At 28.1% G+C, this 22,900-nt stretch carries 14 protein-coding genes; 12 read left to right on the forward strand and 2 right to left on the reverse strand.

Going from position 1 to position 22,900, the window contains the following annotated elements:
- The first annotated feature begins 405 nt into the window (after nucleotides 1-405).
- From C7380_RS12180 to C7380_RS12190, 3 genes are read left to right on the forward strand one after another with little or no spacing between them, the layout of a single operon-like run.
- Nucleotides 406-2,292, forward strand: coding sequence for a hypothetical protein (locus C7380_RS12180; protein WP_109606324.1), 1,887 nt, complete (start codon nucleotides 406-408; stop codon nucleotides 2,290-2,292).
- 1 nt (nucleotide 2,293) lies between these two features.
- Nucleotides 2,294-7,027 carry a hypothetical protein gene (locus C7380_RS12185; protein ID WP_146192173.1) on the forward strand — a complete coding sequence of 1,578 codons (4,734 nt, stop codon included), beginning with the start codon at nucleotides 2,294-2,296 and terminating at the stop codon, nucleotides 7,025-7,027.
- A 10-nt stretch (nucleotides 7,028-7,037) separates the two neighbouring features.
- Nucleotides 7,038-12,326, forward strand: a complete 5,289-nt coding sequence (locus C7380_RS12190; RefSeq protein ID WP_109606328.1) for an Ig-like domain-containing protein — start codon at nucleotides 7,038-7,040, stop codon at nucleotides 12,324-12,326.
- A gap of 70 nt (nucleotides 12,327-12,396) precedes the next feature.
- Here the strand turns inward: C7380_RS12190 and ackA are convergent, their stop codons facing one another.
- Entirely contained in the window at nucleotides 12,397-13,614 is a 1,218-nt protein-coding gene (gene ackA / locus C7380_RS12195) for an acetate kinase (protein WP_109606329.1), read from the reverse strand.
- 170 nt (nucleotides 13,615-13,784) lie between these two features.
- Nucleotides 13,785-15,053, reverse strand: a complete 1,269-nt coding sequence (gene glyA / locus C7380_RS12200) for a serine hydroxymethyltransferase (RefSeq protein ID WP_109606331.1) — start codon at nucleotides 15,051-15,053, stop codon at nucleotides 13,785-13,787.
- Nucleotides 15,054-15,295: 242 nt separating this feature from the next.
- On the opposite strand from glyA, the gene C7380_RS12205 reads away from it, so the two are divergent.
- From C7380_RS12205 to C7380_RS12245, 9 genes are read left to right on the forward strand one after another with little or no spacing between them, the layout of a single operon-like run.
- Nucleotides 15,296-16,531, forward strand: a complete 1,236-nt coding sequence (locus C7380_RS12205; RefSeq protein WP_109606333.1) for an aminotransferase-like domain-containing protein — start codon at nucleotides 15,296-15,298, stop codon at nucleotides 16,529-16,531.
- 14 nt (nucleotides 16,532-16,545) lie between these two features.
- Nucleotides 16,546-17,613 (forward strand): butyrate kinase, encoded by a 1,068-nt coding sequence (gene buk / locus C7380_RS12210; RefSeq protein WP_109606335.1) that lies wholly within the window; start codon nucleotides 16,546-16,548, stop codon nucleotides 17,611-17,613.
- 2 nt (nucleotides 17,614-17,615) lie between these two features.
- Nucleotides 17,616-18,518, forward strand: a complete 903-nt coding sequence (locus C7380_RS12215; RefSeq protein WP_240597613.1) for a bifunctional enoyl-CoA hydratase/phosphate acetyltransferase — start codon at nucleotides 17,616-17,618, stop codon at nucleotides 18,516-18,518.
- Nucleotides 18,519-18,528: 10 nt separating this feature from the next.
- Nucleotides 18,529-19,596 (forward strand): butyrate kinase, encoded by a 1,068-nt coding sequence (gene buk / locus C7380_RS12220; RefSeq protein ID WP_109606337.1) that lies wholly within the window; start codon nucleotides 18,529-18,531, stop codon nucleotides 19,594-19,596.
- A 10-nt stretch (nucleotides 19,597-19,606) separates the two neighbouring features.
- On the forward strand, nucleotides 19,607-20,272 hold the full coding sequence (locus tag C7380_RS12225; protein ID WP_109606339.1) for a cobalamin biosynthesis protein CobQ: 666 nt from the start codon (nucleotides 19,607-19,609) through the stop codon (nucleotides 20,270-20,272).
- Nucleotides 20,273-20,287: 15 nt separating this feature from the next.
- Nucleotides 20,288-20,509 (forward strand): 4Fe-4S dicluster domain-containing protein, encoded by a 222-nt coding sequence (locus C7380_RS12230; protein ID WP_109606341.1) that lies wholly within the window; start codon nucleotides 20,288-20,290, stop codon nucleotides 20,507-20,509.
- A gap of 14 nt (nucleotides 20,510-20,523) precedes the next feature.
- Nucleotides 20,524-21,585 (forward strand): 3-methyl-2-oxobutanoate dehydrogenase subunit VorB, encoded by a 1,062-nt coding sequence (locus C7380_RS12235; RefSeq protein ID WP_109606343.1) that lies wholly within the window; start codon nucleotides 20,524-20,526, stop codon nucleotides 21,583-21,585.
- A 12-nt stretch (nucleotides 21,586-21,597) separates the two neighbouring features.
- Nucleotides 21,598-22,353, forward strand: coding sequence for a thiamine pyrophosphate-dependent enzyme (locus tag C7380_RS12240; protein ID WP_109606345.1), 756 nt, complete (start codon nucleotides 21,598-21,600; stop codon nucleotides 22,351-22,353).
- Nucleotides 22,350-22,892, forward strand: coding sequence for a 2-oxoacid:ferredoxin oxidoreductase subunit gamma family protein (locus tag C7380_RS12245; RefSeq protein ID WP_109606347.1), 543 nt, complete (start codon nucleotides 22,350-22,352; stop codon nucleotides 22,890-22,892). The genes C7380_RS12240 and C7380_RS12245 overlap by 4 nt, the downstream gene beginning before the upstream one ends.
- Nucleotides 22,893-22,900: the final 8 nt, after the last annotated feature.

Here is a 22,900-nt window from a genome sequence, read left to right on the forward strand (position 1 = left end):
CCTTCTAATTGTCCTCTTCATAGGTCTAACTGTTATCGTTATTTTGATTTTTCTAAGGATAATTTTAGAATGTTTTTGGATAGAAATTCTTCAAATTTTATTCCTTTTTTTACTTGTTTTTATTTTTGTTGCTTTTCGTTTACTTGTTTTTTATTTCATATCCCTTTTTTATTGCTCTATTTTTCAAGTCACTATGTTTGAAACAATAGTATCTTTCTATTTAAAGTTTCATATATCATATATATCTTACAATATAATTATAACATTTCTTGGTATAAAATATAAAAAAATTATATAACAGGAATTTGAACATGTCATATAGAAAAATTAATCGTATAAATTAAAAAAAATAAAAATTCAGACGATTAAATAATAGAAAAAAAATAAAAATTTGGAGGGGTAAAAATGAAAAAAATAAAAATCTTGATAGCTATATTAATATCATTAACCTTTATTTTAACTGCCTGTACGAATGGTGTTGGAAAGGAGAGCCTTTTTTTAACATTATCTATAAAACAACCCGATGCAACTAAATCTTTACAAACCAATCAAGAGTTAGAGTTTATACTTTCATTGAACCTTCCTCTTGCCAACAATGAATTGAGTAGTTTTAGTTTAGAGGTTAATTCAAAAAATGGTATTGATTATACTCTTACCCCAGACTCAACAGATGGTAAATTCGAAGTATTGAATAACAAATCTGTTAGTATAAAATATACACCAACCAAGAGTGGAGAATATACTTTTATTGGAAAGTATAGACTTGCAAATTCAGAAGAAATAAAAGCATCCAAGAATTTAAAGATAGAATCAGTTAAAAATAATAATTATATAAAAGATATAAGGGTTTTAAATGGAACAGAAAAAAATATAGAAAATCAAGAGGGTAAAACATATGTTATAAAAAAAAGCGAAAAAAACTCTGCTTCTATAAAACTTGATATAGAGTTGAATGATCTCGGAGATCCTTCTTTAATAATATTTGATGAGGATGGAACTGTAGTAAAAAAAATAACTGATAAAGAAGATTTGTTTAATGCATTTCCAATTTCTGGTAAAGAAGATGATTTAAAAAAATTTATATTTGTACTTTATGATTCCAATAATCCAAATACAAACTTTGAAAATGAAGATTTTAAAGAAAAAATGTTTTTGAATTTGATAGTGTCTGATGATAATTATAATCCAGAGATAACTTATATGGAAAATACAGGTTCTCTTGAAATTGTTTCTGGAAATGATATTAAAGTTGAAACTATTGCAGATACTTATAATTTAAACTTTAAAGTTAAAGATCTGAAAGAATTTGGAAATACTGGCGTTTATAAAATAAAAGCATCTGTTGTTACAGATGCGAGTACAGAACAGATATTAGTTGATAAAGTATTTAACTATGGTGAACGTTATGAGGATACCATAAGTTTAAACCTGGATACAAATATTTCTGATCAAAATATAAAAATAATAGCTGAAGATTTCATAGGAAATACTACAATAGAAAATTATAAGATCAAAATAAGTAAAACCTCATATGAAGTGAAATTACAGCCTAAATATCTTGATGGAAGAGCTTTAGAAGTTCAATCTAATAGATATGTATATGAGGATGATGAATCCAATAATAAATTTATAAATCTCATAGCTGAGATGAGAACTAATAAAAATATTGAACAAGATTATACATACTCTTTTGAAATATTTGATGGAGTGGATGATAAATCTTTGATGAAAGAAGACTTATTATATCAAAATAGATACACATTTCCAGCTGTTTCCTTGAAGGAAGGAGAAAATGTATTCAATTTAAAAGCAGAAATAAAAGATTCAGAAAATATTGTAAAAGCTACAGATAATGATACGATAAGGGTTTATCTTGAAGATAAAACACCTCCAAAGATAAAAAATGCAATAATAACTTTGAACAATTCTGGAAAAAATTTTGAAATCAATCCACCTAATAGAGGAAATGTGGAATATGAGACCAATACATCATGGAATTTTGATATAAATATAGAGGATACTTCTGAAATAATTTTAAATACAGATACAATTTTGGGTGAAATACTTTATGAAGGACAAAGTGTTGTTAATGATCCTACTTTTAATTATGTTTTGAGTGAAAATACACTTAGAATATCTGCACCATCTGGATTTAATGATACCTTGAAAAAAGGTAGATATATAATAAAGATTTATAGAGATTCTTTTGGTGGAAATATTCAGATACAAGATGAAAATGGAAATTATTTAAAAGAAGGACAAGATTATATAATAGAATTTGAGGTGAGATGAGATGAAAAAAACTCTTCTATTCACCATACTTTTGTTGCTATTGATGAGTTTGAGCAGTTGTATGTTTCTCGAAGATAATATTAATCCTAAGTTCAACAAGGCACCCACTATAGAGGGGGAAAATAAGGGAATATATTCAAAGAAACTTGGTGACATCATAACTATAAATATAGATGTCGAAGATAATCAAGGAATTCAGGAGATATCTGTTTATAAAAGTGGTGATACTGTTCCTTTCACGAAATTAGTAGAAAAATCAAATAATAAAGAAATAAAGCGTTCGGAATCCATATATCTACCGCCATCTAAGGGATTTTATAGTTTGAATATAAAAGTTATAGATACAAATGGAAATGCAGTGACAGCTCCAGTTAAAAGCGGAAAAGATATAGCAAAATTTATGACTGAGGATGATATAAAACCAACTCTTCTTGAAGGTTTTGAAAAAAATGTAGAACTGGGAGAAGATTTTTCTTTTAAATTTCAAGATAAAGGTGAAGGAATAGAGAGTATTAAAATATTTGTAAACGGTGAATTACAAGAAGGAAATTATGTTATAGAATCTAAAAATTATTGGCAAGAAACTGGAACTTATTATATAAAGAATAAGTTTACTCCTGGAACATATGAATTTGTAATAAAAGTTAAAGATAAATTTGATAATGAAAAACAATGGACTAAAAATATTACTGTTGTACAAAGAGGTGAAGGGTTAGATGATTTACAGCTGAACTTAGACTATCCAAATAATATAGTTCCAAATACTCCGTACACAATAACTATAGATGCAACCAGCAATAATTATATAGAAGATGTGCTTTTTGATGGCATATCTAAGTATGGCAATTCAAAAACAAAAGAGTTTAAGGATAATGTATACAGAAACGGAGTAGATAGAACATCTGGAATTATAGAGCATGAAATAAAATTAATTGGATGTTCGAGTGAAAAAACTGAGAAGATAAAAATAAATATAAAACAGGATGAAAATCCTGATTTTGAATATTTTGATATATATAAAATAAATGGAGAACAATTGATACCCATTGAAAAAGCGGATATATGTCCAAATGATCAGGTGATGGTTAAGTTTAAAGTAGTCGATGATATAGCGCTTGATAAAGTTGTTTTGAATTATGGAAGAGATGGGATTAAATCTTTTAATAATTTTAAAAATTATAAAGATTCCAATGAATATAATGAATACTATGAAGGCGAAGAAATAATAACTGTTGATTCTAATAATTTTAATATATCTTTATATGTTAAAGATAAAAAAGGTAATTATATAGATTATAAATCAAATTCTTTATTAAAAAAGACTATAATGCTTAAAGATACGAGTACACCTGTCATAAGCTCTATTTCTTTAATACATAATAATAGGGAGATAAACGGTGTAAAAACTTTTAAAGTTGTTCAAAATGCTGATATATTTTTTAATATCAAGATAGAAAGAAAACAAACAAAAATAAAAAATGTTGAAATAAGAGTAAATAGAAAAACATTGGCTGCAAAATCGAGTGCAAATCCTTTTATTTTTAAGACTGATACAGGGTATCCTATACCTTCTTATGATATGTCGAAGAATAGAATTAATTTTGATATTTTTGTTGAAGATGAAGAAGGAAATACAGAGCTTAAAACAGGATATGAAATAATAATATTTGAAAATGAAAGTGATATATATATACCTAATATAAAGACAAATATAATAGATAAAATAATAATACCTGAGAATATACCTGAATTTACGGGAGTTTTTTCTGATGAAGGATTGTTGAAATTAATTTCGATACAGATCTTTAAACTTAGTGAGGGAACTATACAAGAAATAAAGAATGAGGATGGAACTTTAGATAGTTCAACATTTGTTCAAAGTGGTTCAAATGATTCTCCGCTCAATTTAAAGAATGCAACTCTATCATTATTGAATTGGACTCCAAAAGAAGATGGGTATTATAGAATAAGATTCAAAGCTATAAATACATTAAACTATTCCAATACCCTTGATATAGATGTTGAAGTTAGAAATATATCTATAAAATTAGTTCAACCACCTAATGAAAATACTTATTTTTATGGTGGTGAGATATCTATGGAAATAAGCACATTATCAGATTCTGAAAATAATTTAAAAATTTATTATGATTCTAATAATGATGGAACTTATTCTGTTGATGAAAAAACATTTGAAAAATCTTATGCCAAAGAAAATATAAGTCCAGATGGAATAATAAAGGATAGTATTAAAATAAATAATTATGATATATTTCCCAATATCGGAAGATATAAAATTGAAGTTCAAAGAGAATTTAATGGAAAGATTACAAATGATTATATACTTTTCCAACTCGAAGATGGTAATAAGTTTGAAATTTATTCTGAAAAAGGTTTAATAATAATGAGCGATACATCTATAAATGAACTTGTGGATAATGGCTTTTATTCTGATAGATATTATATACCTGTGAAAACAGAAGAAGGAAAAAATATATCAGATTTAAATTTACAGTTGAAACTTCTGAATTATAGTGATATAAATAATGCGAAAATAAGAATAAATAATTCTAAAGATTATGAATTGGATTTAATATCCCAAGAAATAGATGATAAATCTAAGAAAAGATTGTATACTTTCAAAACAAAGATATTGGCAGAAGATGTAAATTTAAAAGGTAATACTATATCTGTATATATAAATGATAAATCAAGTCCTTCAGATATGATAGATATAAACCTATTTACAATAGGGTTAAATAATCCAGATATAAATTATTTCAAATTAAATATAGAAAATTCGAATAATAATCAAAGTTATTCTTTGGACAAAGATAATTATGAATCTTCGGATCCAAATATAGAAATTATAAAAGATGAAGATTATAGCTTTAGTTTTTCTCAGGGAAGTTTCTTAGATCCTTTGGGAGTTTCTGAGATTGAAATGTATATCATAAATACATTGAATGGAAGTACCGAAACTATATTTAAAAGAGCATTTGATCAAGTAAGTGTTGATAATTGGGGATATAATTTCAACTATAATTTTATGAATAATCAGGGGAATTATAAATTAGTTATAGAACTAAGAAATTCTAGCTATAAATACTTAGAAAATAATAATTTTCCGGATTATATGATGGGTTTAAAAGAATATACTTCAAAGAAGATAGTTAAAGATATAAGAATATTGGAAGTTCTTGATATACTTGGTAGTATAGTTTTTAATCAAGAAGATATAAACAATAAAGGCTATGGGGTTATAAGCTCTAAATTCCCTACTTTGAATATGATAATTCAAAATGTTGATTCTTTGAATAAATCTAAAGACAGTTTCAATGCTTATATAACTCAGAATGGTATTGATAATAAATTAAGTATCACAGAAGTTAATTTTGCACAAAAAAATGAAATAAATAGAAACTTCTATTTGAATGTTGAAATGCCAGATTCTGTATACGATGGTGAAGCCAAACTTTCCATAGAATTCGAAAATGTTCAAGGGAAAGATTTTAAAGCTGAGACACAGATAATAATAGATAGAGAATCAAGCTATGCTTTACCTGAATTAGAATATGATACAGATAAAAATGAAATATACTTAGAGATAATTGAAAAATTTAAATATGATATAGAAAATATATACTTTGAAATTAGAGGAAAAGGTATAGTACAGAGTAATATACTTCAAAAAGAAAATATAAAATATTTTTATTCTTTAAATGATTTTTATCCGGGAATATACGAGATTAGACCCGTTATAGTAGATAAAAATAACAATATTTTCATAAGAAATAATTTTAAACAAATAGAGATTAGAGGTAATATGACAGTAATAAATAATGTGAATAATTATGGTTTATATAGAGGAATTATGGCTTTAAATGATGGAGATACTTTCAAATTCTATAATTCAAACTCTTTTAAAAGTGTTTTAATCGAAATCGATGATCAAGAGATAACTCTTCCAGCAACATCGAATAAAGAATATGCATATGATATATTTTCTAAAACAAATCCAGATGAAATCAACTCATCCTTTATAAGGATTTCTACTACAAATGGATTGGATGAAAGGGATATAATCAATTTGGATCTTTTTAAGTATGATAGTACAAAAGAAGCGGATATAGATTCATACAATGAATTACAAATTTATTCGAATAAAAATACTGGCTTAAATCCTTTAAATATTAAATTGAAAAAAGATATAAAAGTGAGAGCAATTTCTATAGAGGATGATGGTAGTTTATTTGAAAATCTTTCGGATCATATATTTATGAGTAAAACAAGTTTTGATAATGAATTTAGATTAAACTTACCTGATTTGAGAAAGGATATATCAGAAGATAAAAATATAAATATAACTTTATATGATATCTCTGGAAGAACTAAAGAAATTACAAAAGCGATAAAAATAGATACTAAAAAACCAGAAATCAATAATGTGAATATAATCAATGCCACTCTAAAAGACGGAGTTTATGAGATATCTAAATCAGATATAAGTTCTTTAAAAATTGAGTACAGTGTTTTTGATGATAATATTAGTGGTGGTAAGGTTAGCATAATAGTTAATGATAAGATAATTGATGTTGATGTTTCAAGTACTGAATATGATTTCAGAGATTTTGATTTTATGCCAAAAAATGAATATGAAATATATGTTTATGCAGAAGATTCTGTTAAAAACTTTGTTATGAGTGAAAAAAAGACTTTAAAAATAATAGATTAGGAGGTGCTGTATGAAAAATAGATTATACTTTATTATTATGCTTTTAATTTCTATGTTTTTGTTGACGAGTTGTATGATGTTTCAAGATAATCAGCCTCCTGAATTCTATGAAAAACCATTTATTGAAGGATTTCAAAGTTCTAAAGGGGTTATAACAAAACTTTATAAGGCTAATGATGAAATAATAATCAATTTTAAGGTTAGAGATAATCAAGCTATAAATTATGTCCAAGTTTTTAAAAGTACAGATTTGACTAAACCTATAAGGACTTTGGTCAACAATTATGGGAGAAATGATTATAAAGCTGAAGGTATAAGATTGAATTTACCTTATGATGATAGTTCATACAGAATTTTTATAGTTGTGGCAGATACATCTGGAAATAAAACAAGTCAAATATTAGAGGGCATAAGTTTTAATGTATCTGATGATCAGAAACCAAAAATGATTTCAGATAAAGAAAAAAGTAAAAGTGATTTATACCAAAAAATAAATGATGAAAATCTTTATAAAATGAAATTTTATTTTGAAGAAGTTGGAAGTGGAATTAAAAATTTCATAATCAATGGTTTTACGATAAATTCTAAATATGATAAAGATCCAAATAGTGTTTTAACTAGCAAAAATGGATATTATGTTGTAGAAGAAGATGATGGAATAACTCAAAGTGGGTATTTGGTATTTTTTGATAATTTGATTGTTGGAGATAATGATTTTAAAGTTTCGGTTTCAGATAATTTAAATAATAAATCTGAAAATAATCCATATTCAATAAAAATTGAATCACCAAATCCTGAATCTGAAATAACTCTAGATCTTGATTATAAAAGGTATTATGTGATAGATGATATAACTGGTAAAACTGATAATATAATATTAGGTATTAAAGCTGAAGATGAAATTTCACTTATAGAAAAAATCGAAATATTTATAAATGGAGTTAGAAAAGAAATAAAACTTCAAAGACCTTTAGAAAAATATTCTTATGAATTTAAAGAGATAGGACAAAAATCTTCTGAGCAGACTATAAATGTAAGGGTTGTTGCTTATAATACAGTTGGAAATAAAATTGAAAAAAATATAGAAATAAAAGTTGGAAAGAAAAAAGATCCTGTTTTGAGTTTAACACCTAAAAGTATATATAAAAATGGAATTGAAGAAGAATGGAATAAATATACTGTAAATGACAATATATTTATAGAAGATGGAGATAAAGTATTATTTGATGTTTCAGCAGAGTCCTTTTTAGGTGCTGAAATAAAGAGCTTGGAATTATTTGCAAGAAAAGATTTCATAAATACAACTCTTTTTAAAAAAGAATTTTCGAGAACAGAAGAAATAGTGTCTTATAAGGAAATTGTAGAAACAGAATTTTTAGAAAAAGGAGTTTATGAAATATATTTGAAGGTTGAAACATTTGAAGATGGGATAAATAATACAGTTAAATTAAAACAAAATATAGTGTACAGTGATGAACTATACACAGCTTCAAATTTGAAATTAAATGTAAACTTTTTTTATAATTCTAAAGAAATTTCTCAAGATATATATTATAAAACAGTTTCAGCAAAAAAAACATTTAAAATATCTAAAAATACTAATTTAAGTGTTATTTCTGAAATTAATTCTAAATTTCAAAATATTCAGAATGTAACATATATAATAAATGGACAGGATTTTGAAGCTGATAGATATGATGCAAAGAAGAATATTTGGCAAACTAAAGAAAGATATAAGGCTTTAAATATAGGTGAGTACGAATTAAAAATTAAAATTACAGATACTTTTGATAAGGCCTATATATTGGAAGATATTTATTATATAAAAGTTGTTGAAACTGTTGAAGAAGCTTATGGATCAAGATTGAAATTATTTCCAGATAATTATGAACCTGGAATAGGAGATCCTATAAATATAAATTATGAAATAGATGACGATTTTGGTATAGATACTTTTAAAGTTGAGGTATTTGAAAGAATCACCCCTGATAGTTCTAAGTCTATAAGTAGTAATCCTTTTATAGATAAAAAACTTGATGAAAGCAAATTAGAAAAAAATAGTAAAGAGTGGATATCTTATAGAACTACTGATTATGTTTTTAAATTAAGTACTATTAATATACTTGGTATAAAAACAGAACTTGAAGCTGATAAGGTTTCTATAAAGAATTTACATCTTGAAGTTATTGAACCATCTATAGAAAATATAACTGTTAGAAGATCTCAAGACTTTATAAATTTTAAGGTTGATACTTCTGGTGGTGCGAGTTTAACTGTTTTTGCAAAAAAAATTAAAGATGGTTCTCAAGAACTCAAATTGAGAGATGAATTGAGAGAAAACAAAGATAATACATTTACAAGATATGAATTTCCTATATTTTTGAATGCAATAACAGAAGATAAAAAATTGATATTTGATGAGCCTGGAGATTATGAAATAATCTTTAGAAGTAAGTATGGTGATTATGATAAACAAGTTAAAAAAATTTTAACTATAAGAGATGATAGTGAAATCATATTTGAAAAACCATCATTAAAGGTCATTACTGATATAGCGACTCCAAGTGAATTAAAGTTTGAGACTTTTTTCAGAGAAGGTTATAGGGAAGATAAAGAATATGAAAATACAGAATATTTTATCCCTATAAATTATGATATATCCAATAAAACAAATATAGATATTAGTTTTAATCTAATAGACTATAATAAACCTGAAAAGGTTGATGTATATATAAATGATAAAATTGTTTCAGAAATAATAAATCCAGAAGATATAAATCCTTCAACAGAATATGAAGGTAAAAATGTTTTTTCATATAAGTCTAATATATCAAAAGAAGATTTTAATATAGGAACAAATAATGTGAAAATATATGTGAAGAAACCTATATATGATGAATCGAAAAATATATATGAATTTAATTTAAATACTCTTGATTTTAAGAAACCAGAATTAAATGATTATGAATTTGAAATATCTAATATAAGAATAAAAAAAGATGAAGTATCTCAAAAATATTTTACAATAGGTAATCATGATTTGAACTTCATAAATATAGATATGCAGGATAATCATTATATAGGAGGATTTGATATAGAACTCTATCAAAGAAACTCTGAGAATTCATATACTTTTAAAAAATCACTGTATAATGGAATGAAAGAAACTATAGAGAATAAATCTATAATAAATATTGAAAATATTAGGTCTGTTTTTGGAAGCACTGGTTTAAATATATCTAATTTTGATTTTAAAGAAGGTATAGGGCATTATAAACTCGATATAATATCTTATGATAAATCTTATATTTTAGGACTTAAAGCAAAGACTAATTCAATAGTTAGAGATTTTATAAACTTTTATAATAAAACAGAAGATCCTATATATATTTATTTAACTGAAAATGCCAAAGCTAAAAGATTGAGTATAAATAATGACACAAATATTATAAATGATAATGAATTTAGAGCTTTGCTCGAAATAGAGATGTCTGAAGGTTTGGATGTAACAAATGTTATAAATAAAGATTCTATACAATTAAAACTTGAAGGTCCAAAAATAATACAACCAAGTATAGTTGTTGATTATTCGGGAAATAATAAATACACAATAATAGCAAAAATAAATGATTCTATAATAGATGGGAATTATACAGCAAGACTTAATTTTAAAACTAAATACAGTGATAAATTAGAAGAAATTTCTCAGAAAATACTCATAGATGCAGATGGAACTAGAACTATTGGTAAGATTGAGAGAGTTTTTAAAAATGGTTATGGAAGAGCTTCATTTGATGTAAATATAAACACAAATAATTCTGAAAATCTTATTTGGGATGTTGATGATTATTATTTTGAGTATAATTTAAAGGGTTCATCTGATAAAAAGAAAGAAAGTGGATTTTTAATTCCATATGAGAGTAAAGCTTCATTGGATTTAGATTATTTGAAAGATGGAGAGTATGAAGTTAAATACTATTTAAAAGATAAAGCTGAAAATTTGATTCAAAGCCAGATTACTTCATTTATAATAGAAAAGAATTTGCCAGTATTAGAAGATTTAATAATAGATGAAAATGATAGAAATAGAAATGTGTTGGCTTATAACGATCTTAGCGATGATTTTAGTAATTCCATATTATCTATTTATGATGATAATAAGCTTTATAAAACAGTATTTTATTTATTAAATGAGAGTTATGTTTTTACAGATAGTAAAAAGTATCATAGTTTTAATTTAGGAAATATTTTATTAGAACTTAATGATACTACGAGTTATTCAGATGGAGATAAAGTTACTTTAAAAATAGATTCTACAGATATGAATTCTAATTTTATTTTAAAAGAAGTTGATATTTATAAAGATAATACTGCTCCAAATAATATATCTAAAAAGAATATTCCAGATATCATAACTAATACTGATAAAATAGTAGATTTATTCGTTGAAGATAATGTTGCCACTGAAAAAGTAGAAATAACCTTTATAGATAAAGAATTAAAAGAAAAGTATAAGGGATTTATGGAAAAACTTTCTAATGATTTTTCTATTCAAGATTGGACTTATACTTTGCCAGATCTTGGTATAGTAGAAGGAGAGTACACTTTAAAAGTAAAGGCAACGGATTTAGCCGGAAATATATCTCAATTAACTCTGCCCGATAAAGTCAAGATAGATAATAAAAAGCCAGTAGTTAAATTTGAAATAAAAGATTTGAACCCTATAGACAATAATAGATATTATCTTAATGATTCTACTAAAAAGATATTGAGTTGGGAAGTAGAGGATTTTACAATTGATGCAACTCAAGGAACTGTAGAGATTGGTTTTAATACTTCTAAAAAGAGTGTAGTTGGAGATGAAAAGAATATAGCTTTAAAATCATTAGATGATATAGGAATTAGTTCTGATGGTGTATATGATATATATTTGAAAGCAGTTGATGAAGCTGATTTACAGATTATAACGGGATCATATACAATAGTTCTAGATACTAATCCGCCGATAATAAATTCCGTGACTTCTGATTCTACGCCATTGATTGAAAATACAGAAGTAGCCCTTGGAGAAGATATAGTTGAAGTTAATGTTAATTTTTCGGAGAATAATTATAGTAGTGTTTTAATTACTTATAATGGAATTCAGAAGATTGGTACTGTTGATTATAATGAAACAGCTGGAACTGGAAATATCAGTATAAAAAATTTGGACCTTTTAAGTACATCAAAAGATTTAGTGATTAAGATAAAAGATAAATCAGGAAATGAAATCACAAAAACATATAAAATAAAGAAATAAAAAGATAAAAAATACTCGGTTTCTATACAATTTAGAAACCGAGTATTTTAAATTATAAAATTATTATTTTTTAATTCAATTCTTCTAATTTATTTTCAACTATTTCTTTTGTATCTCTTGCAATCATCAATTCTTCATTTGTAGGAACTACCACTACAGTTACTTTAGAATCTGGAGTAGAGATTATTTTTTCTTCTCCTTTGAAATCATTTATATTTTTATCTATTTTTACACCTAGATATCCAAGATATTGTTCACAAATTTCTTCTCTTAATATAGGAGAGTTCTCTCCAACTCCAGCTGTGAATACAAGAACATCAACACCATTCATCGCTGCAGCATATCCCCCTATATATTTTGCTATACTATATTCATATATATCAAAAGCAAGTCTTGAAACTTTTTCACCTTCGATGGCATTGTCTTCTATATCCCTCATATCAGAAGAAAATCCTTTTGTAACTCCATACATACCTGATTTTTTATTTAGAATATTTATAACTTCTTTAGCTGTGATTCCTTCTTCTTGAGCTATAAAACCAACTATTGCTGGATCTATATCTCCAGATCTTGTTCCCATTACTAATCCTGCAAGAGGCGTAAAACCCATAGATGTATCTATTGATTTTCCTTCCTTTACTGCTGCAACAGATGCACCATTACCAATATGTGCAGTGATTATTTTTAAATCTTCTATATTTTTTCCAAGTATATCTGCAACTCTTTTTGATACATATCTATGAGAAGTTCCGTGAAAGCCGTATCTTCTAACTTTATATTTTTCATAGTATTCATATGGAAGTCCATATAGATATGATTTTTCTGGCATTGTTTGATGGAATGAAGTATCAAATACTGCAACTTGAGGTGCTTCTGGTAATAATTCCATAGCAGCCTTTATTCCCATAGCATTTGCTGGATTGTGCAAAGGTGCTAAGAAAGAAAGCATTTCTATATCAGATAATTTGTTTTTATCAATTCTTACAGATGTCTTGAATCTTTCGCCGCCATGCACTATTCTATGTCCACAAGCATCTATTTCATTTAGTGAATTAAGAACACCTTTATCTTTTGAAACTAAAATATCTAAAACCAATTTTAGTCCGATTTCATGATCTTTTATTTCTTTTTCAATAACATGTTTTTCTCCATTAACTTTATGAACTATTCTTGAACCATCTATTCCTATTCTTTCTACAAGTCCTTTAGCGAGTACGGATTCATCTTCCATATTTAATAATTGATATTTTATAGAAGAACTTCCAGAGTTAATAACAAGTACTTTCATCATCCAACCTCCTGTTTTCATTGTTTAATTGTTTTGTATATCTATTTTATTCTATATTATAATATCATATTGTGAGATATTTTTTCAATACAAAAATATGAAAGGAATGTGTCAAAAAAACAAAAAGGTTGCTTTATGATTATCATAAGCAACCTTTTTATATCTTTGGTTTATATAAGTTCTTTATAAAGAGGGTGTTTTTGGCATAATGATTTAACTTTTGAAGTAACTTCTTCAATTATAGAATCATCTATAGTTCCTTCTTCATCTTTTATATTTTTTGCAACTTTTGATATTAATTCTGCAATTATTATCATATCTTCTTCTTTCATACCCCTTGTAGTTAAAGCGGGTGTTCCAATTCTGATTCCGCTTGTGACAAAAGGTGATCTCTTTTCTTTTGGAACTGTATTTTTATTTACAGTTATGTGACATTTGCCTAGAGCTTCTTCAAGAGCTTTTCCTGTTATATTTATATTGTTTAAATCTATTAGTAATAGGTGTGAGTCTGTTCCTCCTGATACTATATCTAAACCTTGTTTTTGTAATTCTTCACCAAGTTTTTTAGCATTTTTTACTACTTGTTTTTGATAATCCTTAAAAGATTCACTCAATGCTTCTTTAAAAGCAACAGCTTTTGATGCTATGACATGTTCAAGAGGTCCGCCTTGTATTCCTGGGAATATGGATTTATTAACAGCTTTATATATATCAGAATCATTTGTTAATATAATTCCACCTCTTGGACCTCTCAAAGTTTTATGTGTTGTTGAAGTAACTACATGTGCATATTCAAGAGGATTTGGGTATATTTTAGCTGCAACAAGTCCGGCAAAATGAGCCATGTCTACCATCAAATAAGCATTTATTTCATCTGCTATTTCTCTGAATTTTTTAAAGTCTATTATTCTTGCATAAGCACTTCCGCCTGCAACTATTAATTTAGGTTTATGTTCAAGAGCAATTTTTCTGACATTATCATAATCTATTATTCCAGTTTCTTCATTTACTCCATATGAAACGACATTATAAAGTTTACCAGAGAAATTAACAGGAGAACCATGAGTTAAATGACCACCATGACTCAAAGCCATTCCCATTATAGTATCTCCAGGTTTTAATAATGCGAAGTATACTCCCATATTGGCTTGTGATCCAGAATGAGGTTGTACATTTGCGTATTTTGCATCGAATAACTCTTTTAATCTATTTCTTGCTATTGTTTCTATTTCATCAACAAATTCACAACCACCATAATATCTTTTTTTTGGATAGCCTTCTGCATATTTGTTGGTTAAGATACTTCCCATTGCTTCCATAACTGGTACTGAAGCAAAATTTTCAGAGGCTATAAGTTCTAATCCAAATTCTTGTCTTTTTAATTCTTTCATCATTATTTCATGAATATCGATATCAGAATTTTTTAGGTTTTCCCACATTCTCTTCCACCCCTTTATTATGATTTCTATTCTATTATAAACTATTTTATAAAAAAATGAAATCCATGATATAATATAATTATGAAATCTATTTCATGAAATTTTTTTCATATCGTCTATAATTCACTCTAATTCAAATTATTTGACTATATATAACTTATATGGGTTTTGTTTAAAAATGTTAAATTGAATATAATTGAAAGTGAAAATGGGATATAAAAAAATACAAGGGGGTAGTTTATATGAATTTTGAAAGTAAACTTTCTGAGGTTTCAAAAAGAATTAAGTCAAGTATTATAAGAGAATTATTAAAAGTAGCAAATAATCCAGGTATGATTTCTTTTGGTGGCGGAGTACCAGATCCTGATACTTTTCCAAGAAATAAACTTGCAGAAATATCTAAAGAAATTCTTGAAAATGAACATCGCTTTGTTTTACAGTATGGTACAACAGAAGGAGATGTAGAATTAAAAAAAGGATATATAAATTTATTGAAAAAATATGATGGTATTGACTGGGTTAAAGATGAAAATATGGTTATAACTGTTGGTTCTCAACAAGCACTTTATTTAGTAGGAATGACATTGCTCGATAAAAATTCTTATTGTGGAGTTAGTAGACCAATATATCTTGGTGCTGCAAGTGCATTTTCTCAAAGGGCTCCTAAATTTATAAATATACCATTGACTAAAGATGGTTTGGATTTGGAGTATTTAGAGAGAGAACTTGAAAAACTTTATGAAATTGGTGAAATAGATAAATTTAAATTTGTGTATGCAATATCAAATTTCCACAATCCTGGTGGAGTTACAATGAATCTTGAAAAGAGAAAAAAATTAGTTGAGTTAGCAGAAAAATATGATTTTCTAATAGTTGAAGATGATCCTTATGGAGCCTTGAGATTTGAAGGGAATAAAGTTCCAAGTATATATTCTCTTGCACCTAATAGAACTATATTGTTGAATACTTTTTCGAAAGTTTTAGCTCCTGGATTGAGACTTGGTGTCATCATAGGAGATGAATTCTTAATAAGAAAGATTACCATGACTAAACAGGCCGCAGATTTGTGTTCTCCTTCATTGACTCAAAGACTTGCTGCAAGATACATTCAAAGATATGATTTATACGATGAAATAGCTCCTACAATTAAGTTATATGGAGAGAAAAAAGATACTATGATGAAAGCTATAGAAGAAAATCTTGGAGATATAAAAGATATAGATTGGACAAGACCTGAAGGTGGACTTTTTACTTGGATAACTTTACCAAAAGGAATAGATACAATGGAAATGTTTGAGATGGCTAAAATGGAAAAAGTGTTGTATATTCCTGGAGAAGCATTTTATGTTGATGAACCTGATAGAAATACTATGAGAATATCTTTCTGTTTACCATCACATGAAGAAATACATGAGGGTATGAGAAGACTTAGAAGAGTAATAGATAAATATGCAAAAGAAAAAGGTATTGAGATATAAATAGGAGGGGAGTAATGTATAAAATACTTACGATAAATCCTGGATCAACATCTACTAAAGTAGCTGTTTTTGAAGATGAGAAGATGATATCTTCTGAAACTATAGAACATAAAAGTTCTGAACTAAAGAAACATGAAAATATAATGGATCAAATTGGTTTTAGAAAAGAAGCGATTCTAAAATTTTTGGATAAAAATGGACTTAAAATCAATGATATTCATTCAATAGCTGCAAGAGGGGGGATTCTCCCCCCATTAAAGAGTGGAACTTATTTAGTAAATGAAGATATGGTTCATTATTTAAAATTTGAAACTAAGACAGAACATGCTTCGAATCTTGCGGCAGTTATAGGCTATGAATTATCTGATAATAAAATACCTGTTTATGTAACAGATCCTGTGTCTGTAGATGAATTTTGTGAAGAAGCACGTATTTCTGGAATTAAAGAACTTAAAAGAAAAAGTTTATTACATGCTTTGAATATGAAGATAGTTGCAAGAAAAGCTTCTGAAGAAATAGGAAAAGAATATAATTCTTGTAATTTTGTAATAGCACATCTCGGTGGTGGAATTTCAGTTGGAGCTCAAAAAGAAGGAAAAATGATAGATGTAAATAATGCAAATGATGAAGGTCCTTTTAGTCCTGAAAGGGCTGGAGAATTGCCTATGGGGGATTTGTTGAAAATAATATTCTCTGATTTATACAATCATAAAGAGTTAAAAAAGAGACTCATCGGTCATGGTGGATTGGTAGGATATCTTGGTACTAATGATTTAAGAGAAGCTTTTAAAATGGCTCAAAAAGATGAAAAAGCTGAACTTGTAATAGAAGCTATGGCATATCAAATTGCGAAAGAAATAGGTGCAATGACTGTTGTTTTAAATGGAGAGGTTGATGCGATAATAATAACTGGAGGTCTTGCAAATTCTGAACCTTTCATAAATTTAATAAAAGAAAGAGTTTCTAAATTAGGATTAATAATGGTTTATCCAGGATCTTTTGAAATGGAAGCACTTGCCTTAGGAGCTTTTAGGATACTTAATAATTCCGAAAGTCCTTTGAATTGGAGTAAGGAGGTTTGAATGTGAGTTTAACTAAATTATCAGATCTTATAGATATGAACAAAAGCATAACACCCAAAAAGAAAGTCGCTGTAGCAGTTGCCGAAGATGATGTTGTATTAGAAGCTTTGAACAAAGCTGTAGATCTTGGCATTTGTGAAGCTGTTTTATTTGGGAATGAAGATGAAATAAAGAAAATTTCTACAGGATTAAATATCGATTATAAAAAATTTGAGATAAGAGATTTTAAAAATAAAAATGATGCGATTAAAGCTACTATAAAATCAGTATCTGATGGAGAAACAGATCTGCCAATGAAAGGTAAGATAACCACTGGGGAACTTTTATCTGTTTTTTTAAAAGAGGAGTATGGATTGAGAACTAAATCTACTATGAATCTTATAAGTGTTTTTGAAATTAATAAATATCATAAACCTTTGATAATGACAGATGGTGGAATGGTTATTGCTCCAGATTTAAATCAAAAGATTGATTCCATAAATAATGCGGTTAAAATTTCAAAAAAAATAGGTGTTGAATTACCAAAAGTTGCCATAGTGGCAGCACTTGAAAAAGTTAATCCCAAAATGCAACCCACTGTTGATGCAGCTATAATTTCACAGATGAATAGAAGAGGCCAAATAAAAGATTGTATTGTTGATGGACCTTTTGCAATGGATAATGCTGTTTCAAAAGAAGCGGCTAAACATAAAGGTATTGAATCTGAAGTTGCCGGAGATGCAGATATAATAATAATGCCAGATATAGAAGCTGGGAATATCTTTTATAAATCTATGGTATTTTTATCAGATGCCAAGATTGCAAGTACTATACTTGGAGGTAAAAAACCAATAGTTTTAACTTCAAGAGCCGACTCTAATGAAGCAAAATTATATTCGATTGCATTATCGGTTTTAATGTCATAGGGGTGATGAGATGTTTAGAATACTCGTTATAAATCCAGGATCTACTTCTACTAAATTGGCCATATATGAAGATGAAAATGAAGTTTTAAATCAAACTGTTAGACATAAAACAGAAGAAATAGCTAAATATGACACTATAACTCATCAATATGAGTTTAGAAAAAATGTGATAGAAGAATTTTTGAATAAAAGTGGATTTCCACTTGCAAGTTTTTCAGCAATAATAGGAAGGGGAGGACTTTTAAAACCTATTCCTGGTGGAGTATATAAAGTCAATGATAATATGATTGATGACTTAAAAAAAGCGATATATGGAGAACATGCATCAAATCTTGGGGCAATAATTGCTAAAGAATTGGCAAAATCTGTAAACATAGAAGCTTTTATCGCTGATCCTGTTGTTGTCGATGAAATGATGGCTGTTGCAAGAATATCTGGACATCCAGATTTTGAAAGGAAATCTATTTTTCATGCTTTAAATCAAAAAGCTATTGCAAGACAGCTGGCTGAAAAGCTTGGGAAAAATTATGAAGATATGAATATCATAGTTGTACATATGGGCGGAGGTATATCAATAGGTGCTCATTATAAGGGAAGAGTTGTAGATGTTAATAATGCACTTGATGGAGATGGACCTTTTACTCCTGAAAGATCTGGTACATTACCTTTAACAGGTGTTTTAGAACTTGGATTTAGTGGTGAATATACTTTATCTGATATGAAAAAACTGATAAAAGGTAATGGAGGTATGACCTCTTATTTAAATACGAATGATGCTCAAATGGTTCAAAAAATGATAAAAGATGGAGATGAGAACGCCTTATTGATTTATAAATCTATGGCATATCAAATATCTAAATGGATAGGAAAAATTTCAGCAGCTCTTGATTTTGAAATAGATGCAATAGCTTTAACTGGTGGTATTGCATATGATGATAATTATATAAATAAATGGATAAGAGAAAAAGTGGAATTTCTTGCTCCAATCTATGTTTTTCCAGGTGGAGATGAAGAACTCGCACTTGCTTTATCGGCTTTAAGGGCTTTAAGAGGTGTGCAAGAAATTAAAGTTTATTGAGGTGTTTTAAATGATTGAAAAATATAAGAATAATATATTCATAGGAATGTTTGGATCAGGAAAAACAGAAATTGCTATAAATACATCTTTAAAGTTAAGGGAAAAGTTTGAAAATGTTGCTATTGCCGATATAGATACAATAAGTCCTTATTTTAGAACGAGAGATGTTATTTCTGAATTAAAAGAAAAAAATATAAAGGTTGTAACGCCTCCTGAAAAATATATGCATGCAGATGTTCCCATAATTCCCCCATCTGTAGGAGGTTATATTACTAATCCTGACTATAGACTTGTTATAGATGTTGGTGGAAATGATGATGGTGCTGTAGTCTTAGGATCTTTAAATAACTTTGTTAAAAAGGCTGATTTTGCTTTATACTTTGTTATAAATACAAATAGGCCTTTTACTGATACGGAAGAAAAAATAATAAAAAATATACAAAATTTATCAGCTAAAGCAAGGTTGAGTATAGATTATCTGGTATGTAATTCAAATATTATGGAAGAAACGACACAAGAAATAATTACAAATGGTGAAAATATATTAAAAAATGTTTCTGAAAAATTAGGAATTCCTGTTGCTTTTACAGTTGTTGAAGAAAGTATAGAAAAAAACATTAAAACTAATTATGAAAAATTTATTTTAAAAAGATACATGTTAAAAGCCTGGGATTGATAAGGAGGGAATGGAATGGAATTTAAAAACCTTGTGGAGATAGACCAAGAGAGATGTAAAGGTTGTGGATTATGTATAAATGCATGCCCTAAAAAGGTTCTTGGTTTTTCTGAAGGATATAACTCTAAAGGTTATCACCCATCCGAAGTACAGAGACAGGAAGATTGTATAGCCTGCGGATTCTGTTATCAGATGTGTCCTGATGTATGTATAACAGTTAAAACACTTGCTAAATAAAGGGAGGGAAGTTCATGTCAGAAAAAGTAATGGTAAAAGGCACGGAGGCTATTGGAGAAGCTGCTTTAAGGGCGGGATGTAGACATTATTTTGGATATCCAATAACACCTCAAAGTGAACTTACTGAATATATGGCAAGAAGATTGCCGGAACTAGAAGGAGTATTTTTACAAGCTGAAAGTGAAGTTTCAGCAGTTAATATGATATATGGTGGAGCATGTACAGGGAAAAGAGTTATGACTTCTACATCGTCTCCTGGTTTTTCACTTATGCAGGAAGGTATGTCTTATATTGCTGGAGCAGAATTGCCATCGGTTTTTGTTAATGTTGTTAGAGGTGGCCCTGGTCTTGGAGATATACAACCGGCTCAATGTGATTATTTCCAGGCTACAAAAGGTGGAGGACATGGAGATTATAGACTTGTTGTTTATGGACCAGAATCTTTACAAGAAGCGGTAGAGTTGACTATAAAATCTTTTGATATTGCAGATAAATATAGAAATCCTGTTTTAATACTTGCAGACGGTATGCTTGGTCAGATGATGGAACCGGTAAGTTTCCCAGAATTTAAAGATTTAAATTCATTTGTTGATCATTCTGATTGGGCAATGGTTGGTACAAAGATGGAAAGAGATGCTCATAGGGTTACTTCTTTTAATATAGATCCTTATGGACTTGAAAAGATGAATATAAAATTTCAAAAGAAATATAAAGAGATAGTTGAAAATGAAAAGATGTATGAAGAATATATGCTTGATGATGCTGAAGTTGTTATTGTTGCGTATGGCACAATAGGAAGAATAGCTAAATCTGTTGCTAAAATGGCAAGAGAAAAAGGTATCAAAGCAGGAGTTTTTAGACCGATAACATTATGGCCATATCCATACGAAGCATTGGCTAAACATACAGATAAAGCAAATATGTTTTTTACAGTTGAAATGAGTGCTGGTCAAATGATAGAAGATGTAAAACTCGCTGTAAATGGTAAAAAACCAGTTGAGTTTTATGGGAGAATGGGTGGAGTTGTACCAACACCAGGAGAAATATTTGCTAAATTAATGGAATTAGTTAAATAAGGAGGGAATAATATGGCATATGTAGAAAAATTCAAAGGCCCTCATGCTCTAAGTGGAAAAGAATTTACATATTGTCCGGGATGTCATCACGGAATTGTACATAGATTAGTTGCTGAAGTAATAGATGAGTTGGGGATAGAAGGAAAAACATTGATGGTTGCTCCTGTAGGATGTTCTGTTTTTGCATATGAATTTTTTAATGTTGATGGTACTGTTGCTGCTCATGGTAGAGCACCAGCTGTTGCAACAGGATTGAAGAGAACAACACCAGATAAAGTTGTATTTACTTATCAGGGAGATGGTGATTTAGCAGCAATAGGGACTGCAGAAATAATTCATGCTGCTAACAGGGGAGAAAAAATAACAACAATATTTGTAAATAATGCAATTTATGGTATGACTGGAGGTCAGATGGCTCCTACTACATTACTTGGAATGAAGACAACTACTTCTCCTTATGGTAGAGATGTTAATAAAGAAGGTCATCCATTACATGTTTCAGAGGTATTAAAAGAATTGAGAGGAGTTGCATATTTATCAAGAAATAAAGTAGATACTCCTCAGGATGTTATAAAAACAAAAAAAGCGATCAAAAAAGCCTTTTTAGCTCAAATGAATAATATAGGTTTTGGTATAGTTGAAATATTATCGACATGCCCTACTAATTGGGGATTAACGCCTATAGAGTCTATGAAATGGCTTGAAGAGAATTTAGTAAAAGAATATCCACTTGGTACATTTATCGATAAGGTGGGTGATGATAAATGAGTTATCATGGAGTAATTGCTGCAGGATTTGGTGGTCAAGGAGTCATGTTGTTTGGTCAAATTTTATCTTATTCAGCTATGATGGATTCTAAATATACTACTTGGCTTCCTTCTTATGGACCAGAGATGAGAGGTGGAACTGCAAATTGTACAATTGTTGTTTCTGATGAGTATATTGCATCTCCAGTTATAGATAAACCTGGTGAAGTAGTAGCTTTTAATATACCATCTATGACAAAGTTTGAAAAACAAATGGCTGAAAATGGAGTTATGATAATAAATTCTTCTGTTATAGATAGAGAATTGACCAGAAAAGATATAAAATTGATAAAAGTACCAGCAAATGAAATTGCTGAAAATCTCGGTAATATAAAAATTCAGAATATGGTTATGTTGGGTGCATATATAGGAGCAACAAAAGCTGTTTCTATAGAAGCAATTAAAAAAGCACTTGAAAAGAAACTTACTGGTAAAAAAGCAGCACTCATAGATCTAAATCTAAGGGCAATAGAAGAAGGTATGAGCGCTGCTACAAAATAAAAAAGTAT

Origin of the sequence: Oceanotoga teriensis (assembly GCF_003148465.1) — a bacterium.
In the GTDB taxonomy this organism is placed as follows: Bacteria; Thermotogota; Thermotogae; order Petrotogales; family Petrotogaceae; genus Oceanotoga; species Oceanotoga teriensis.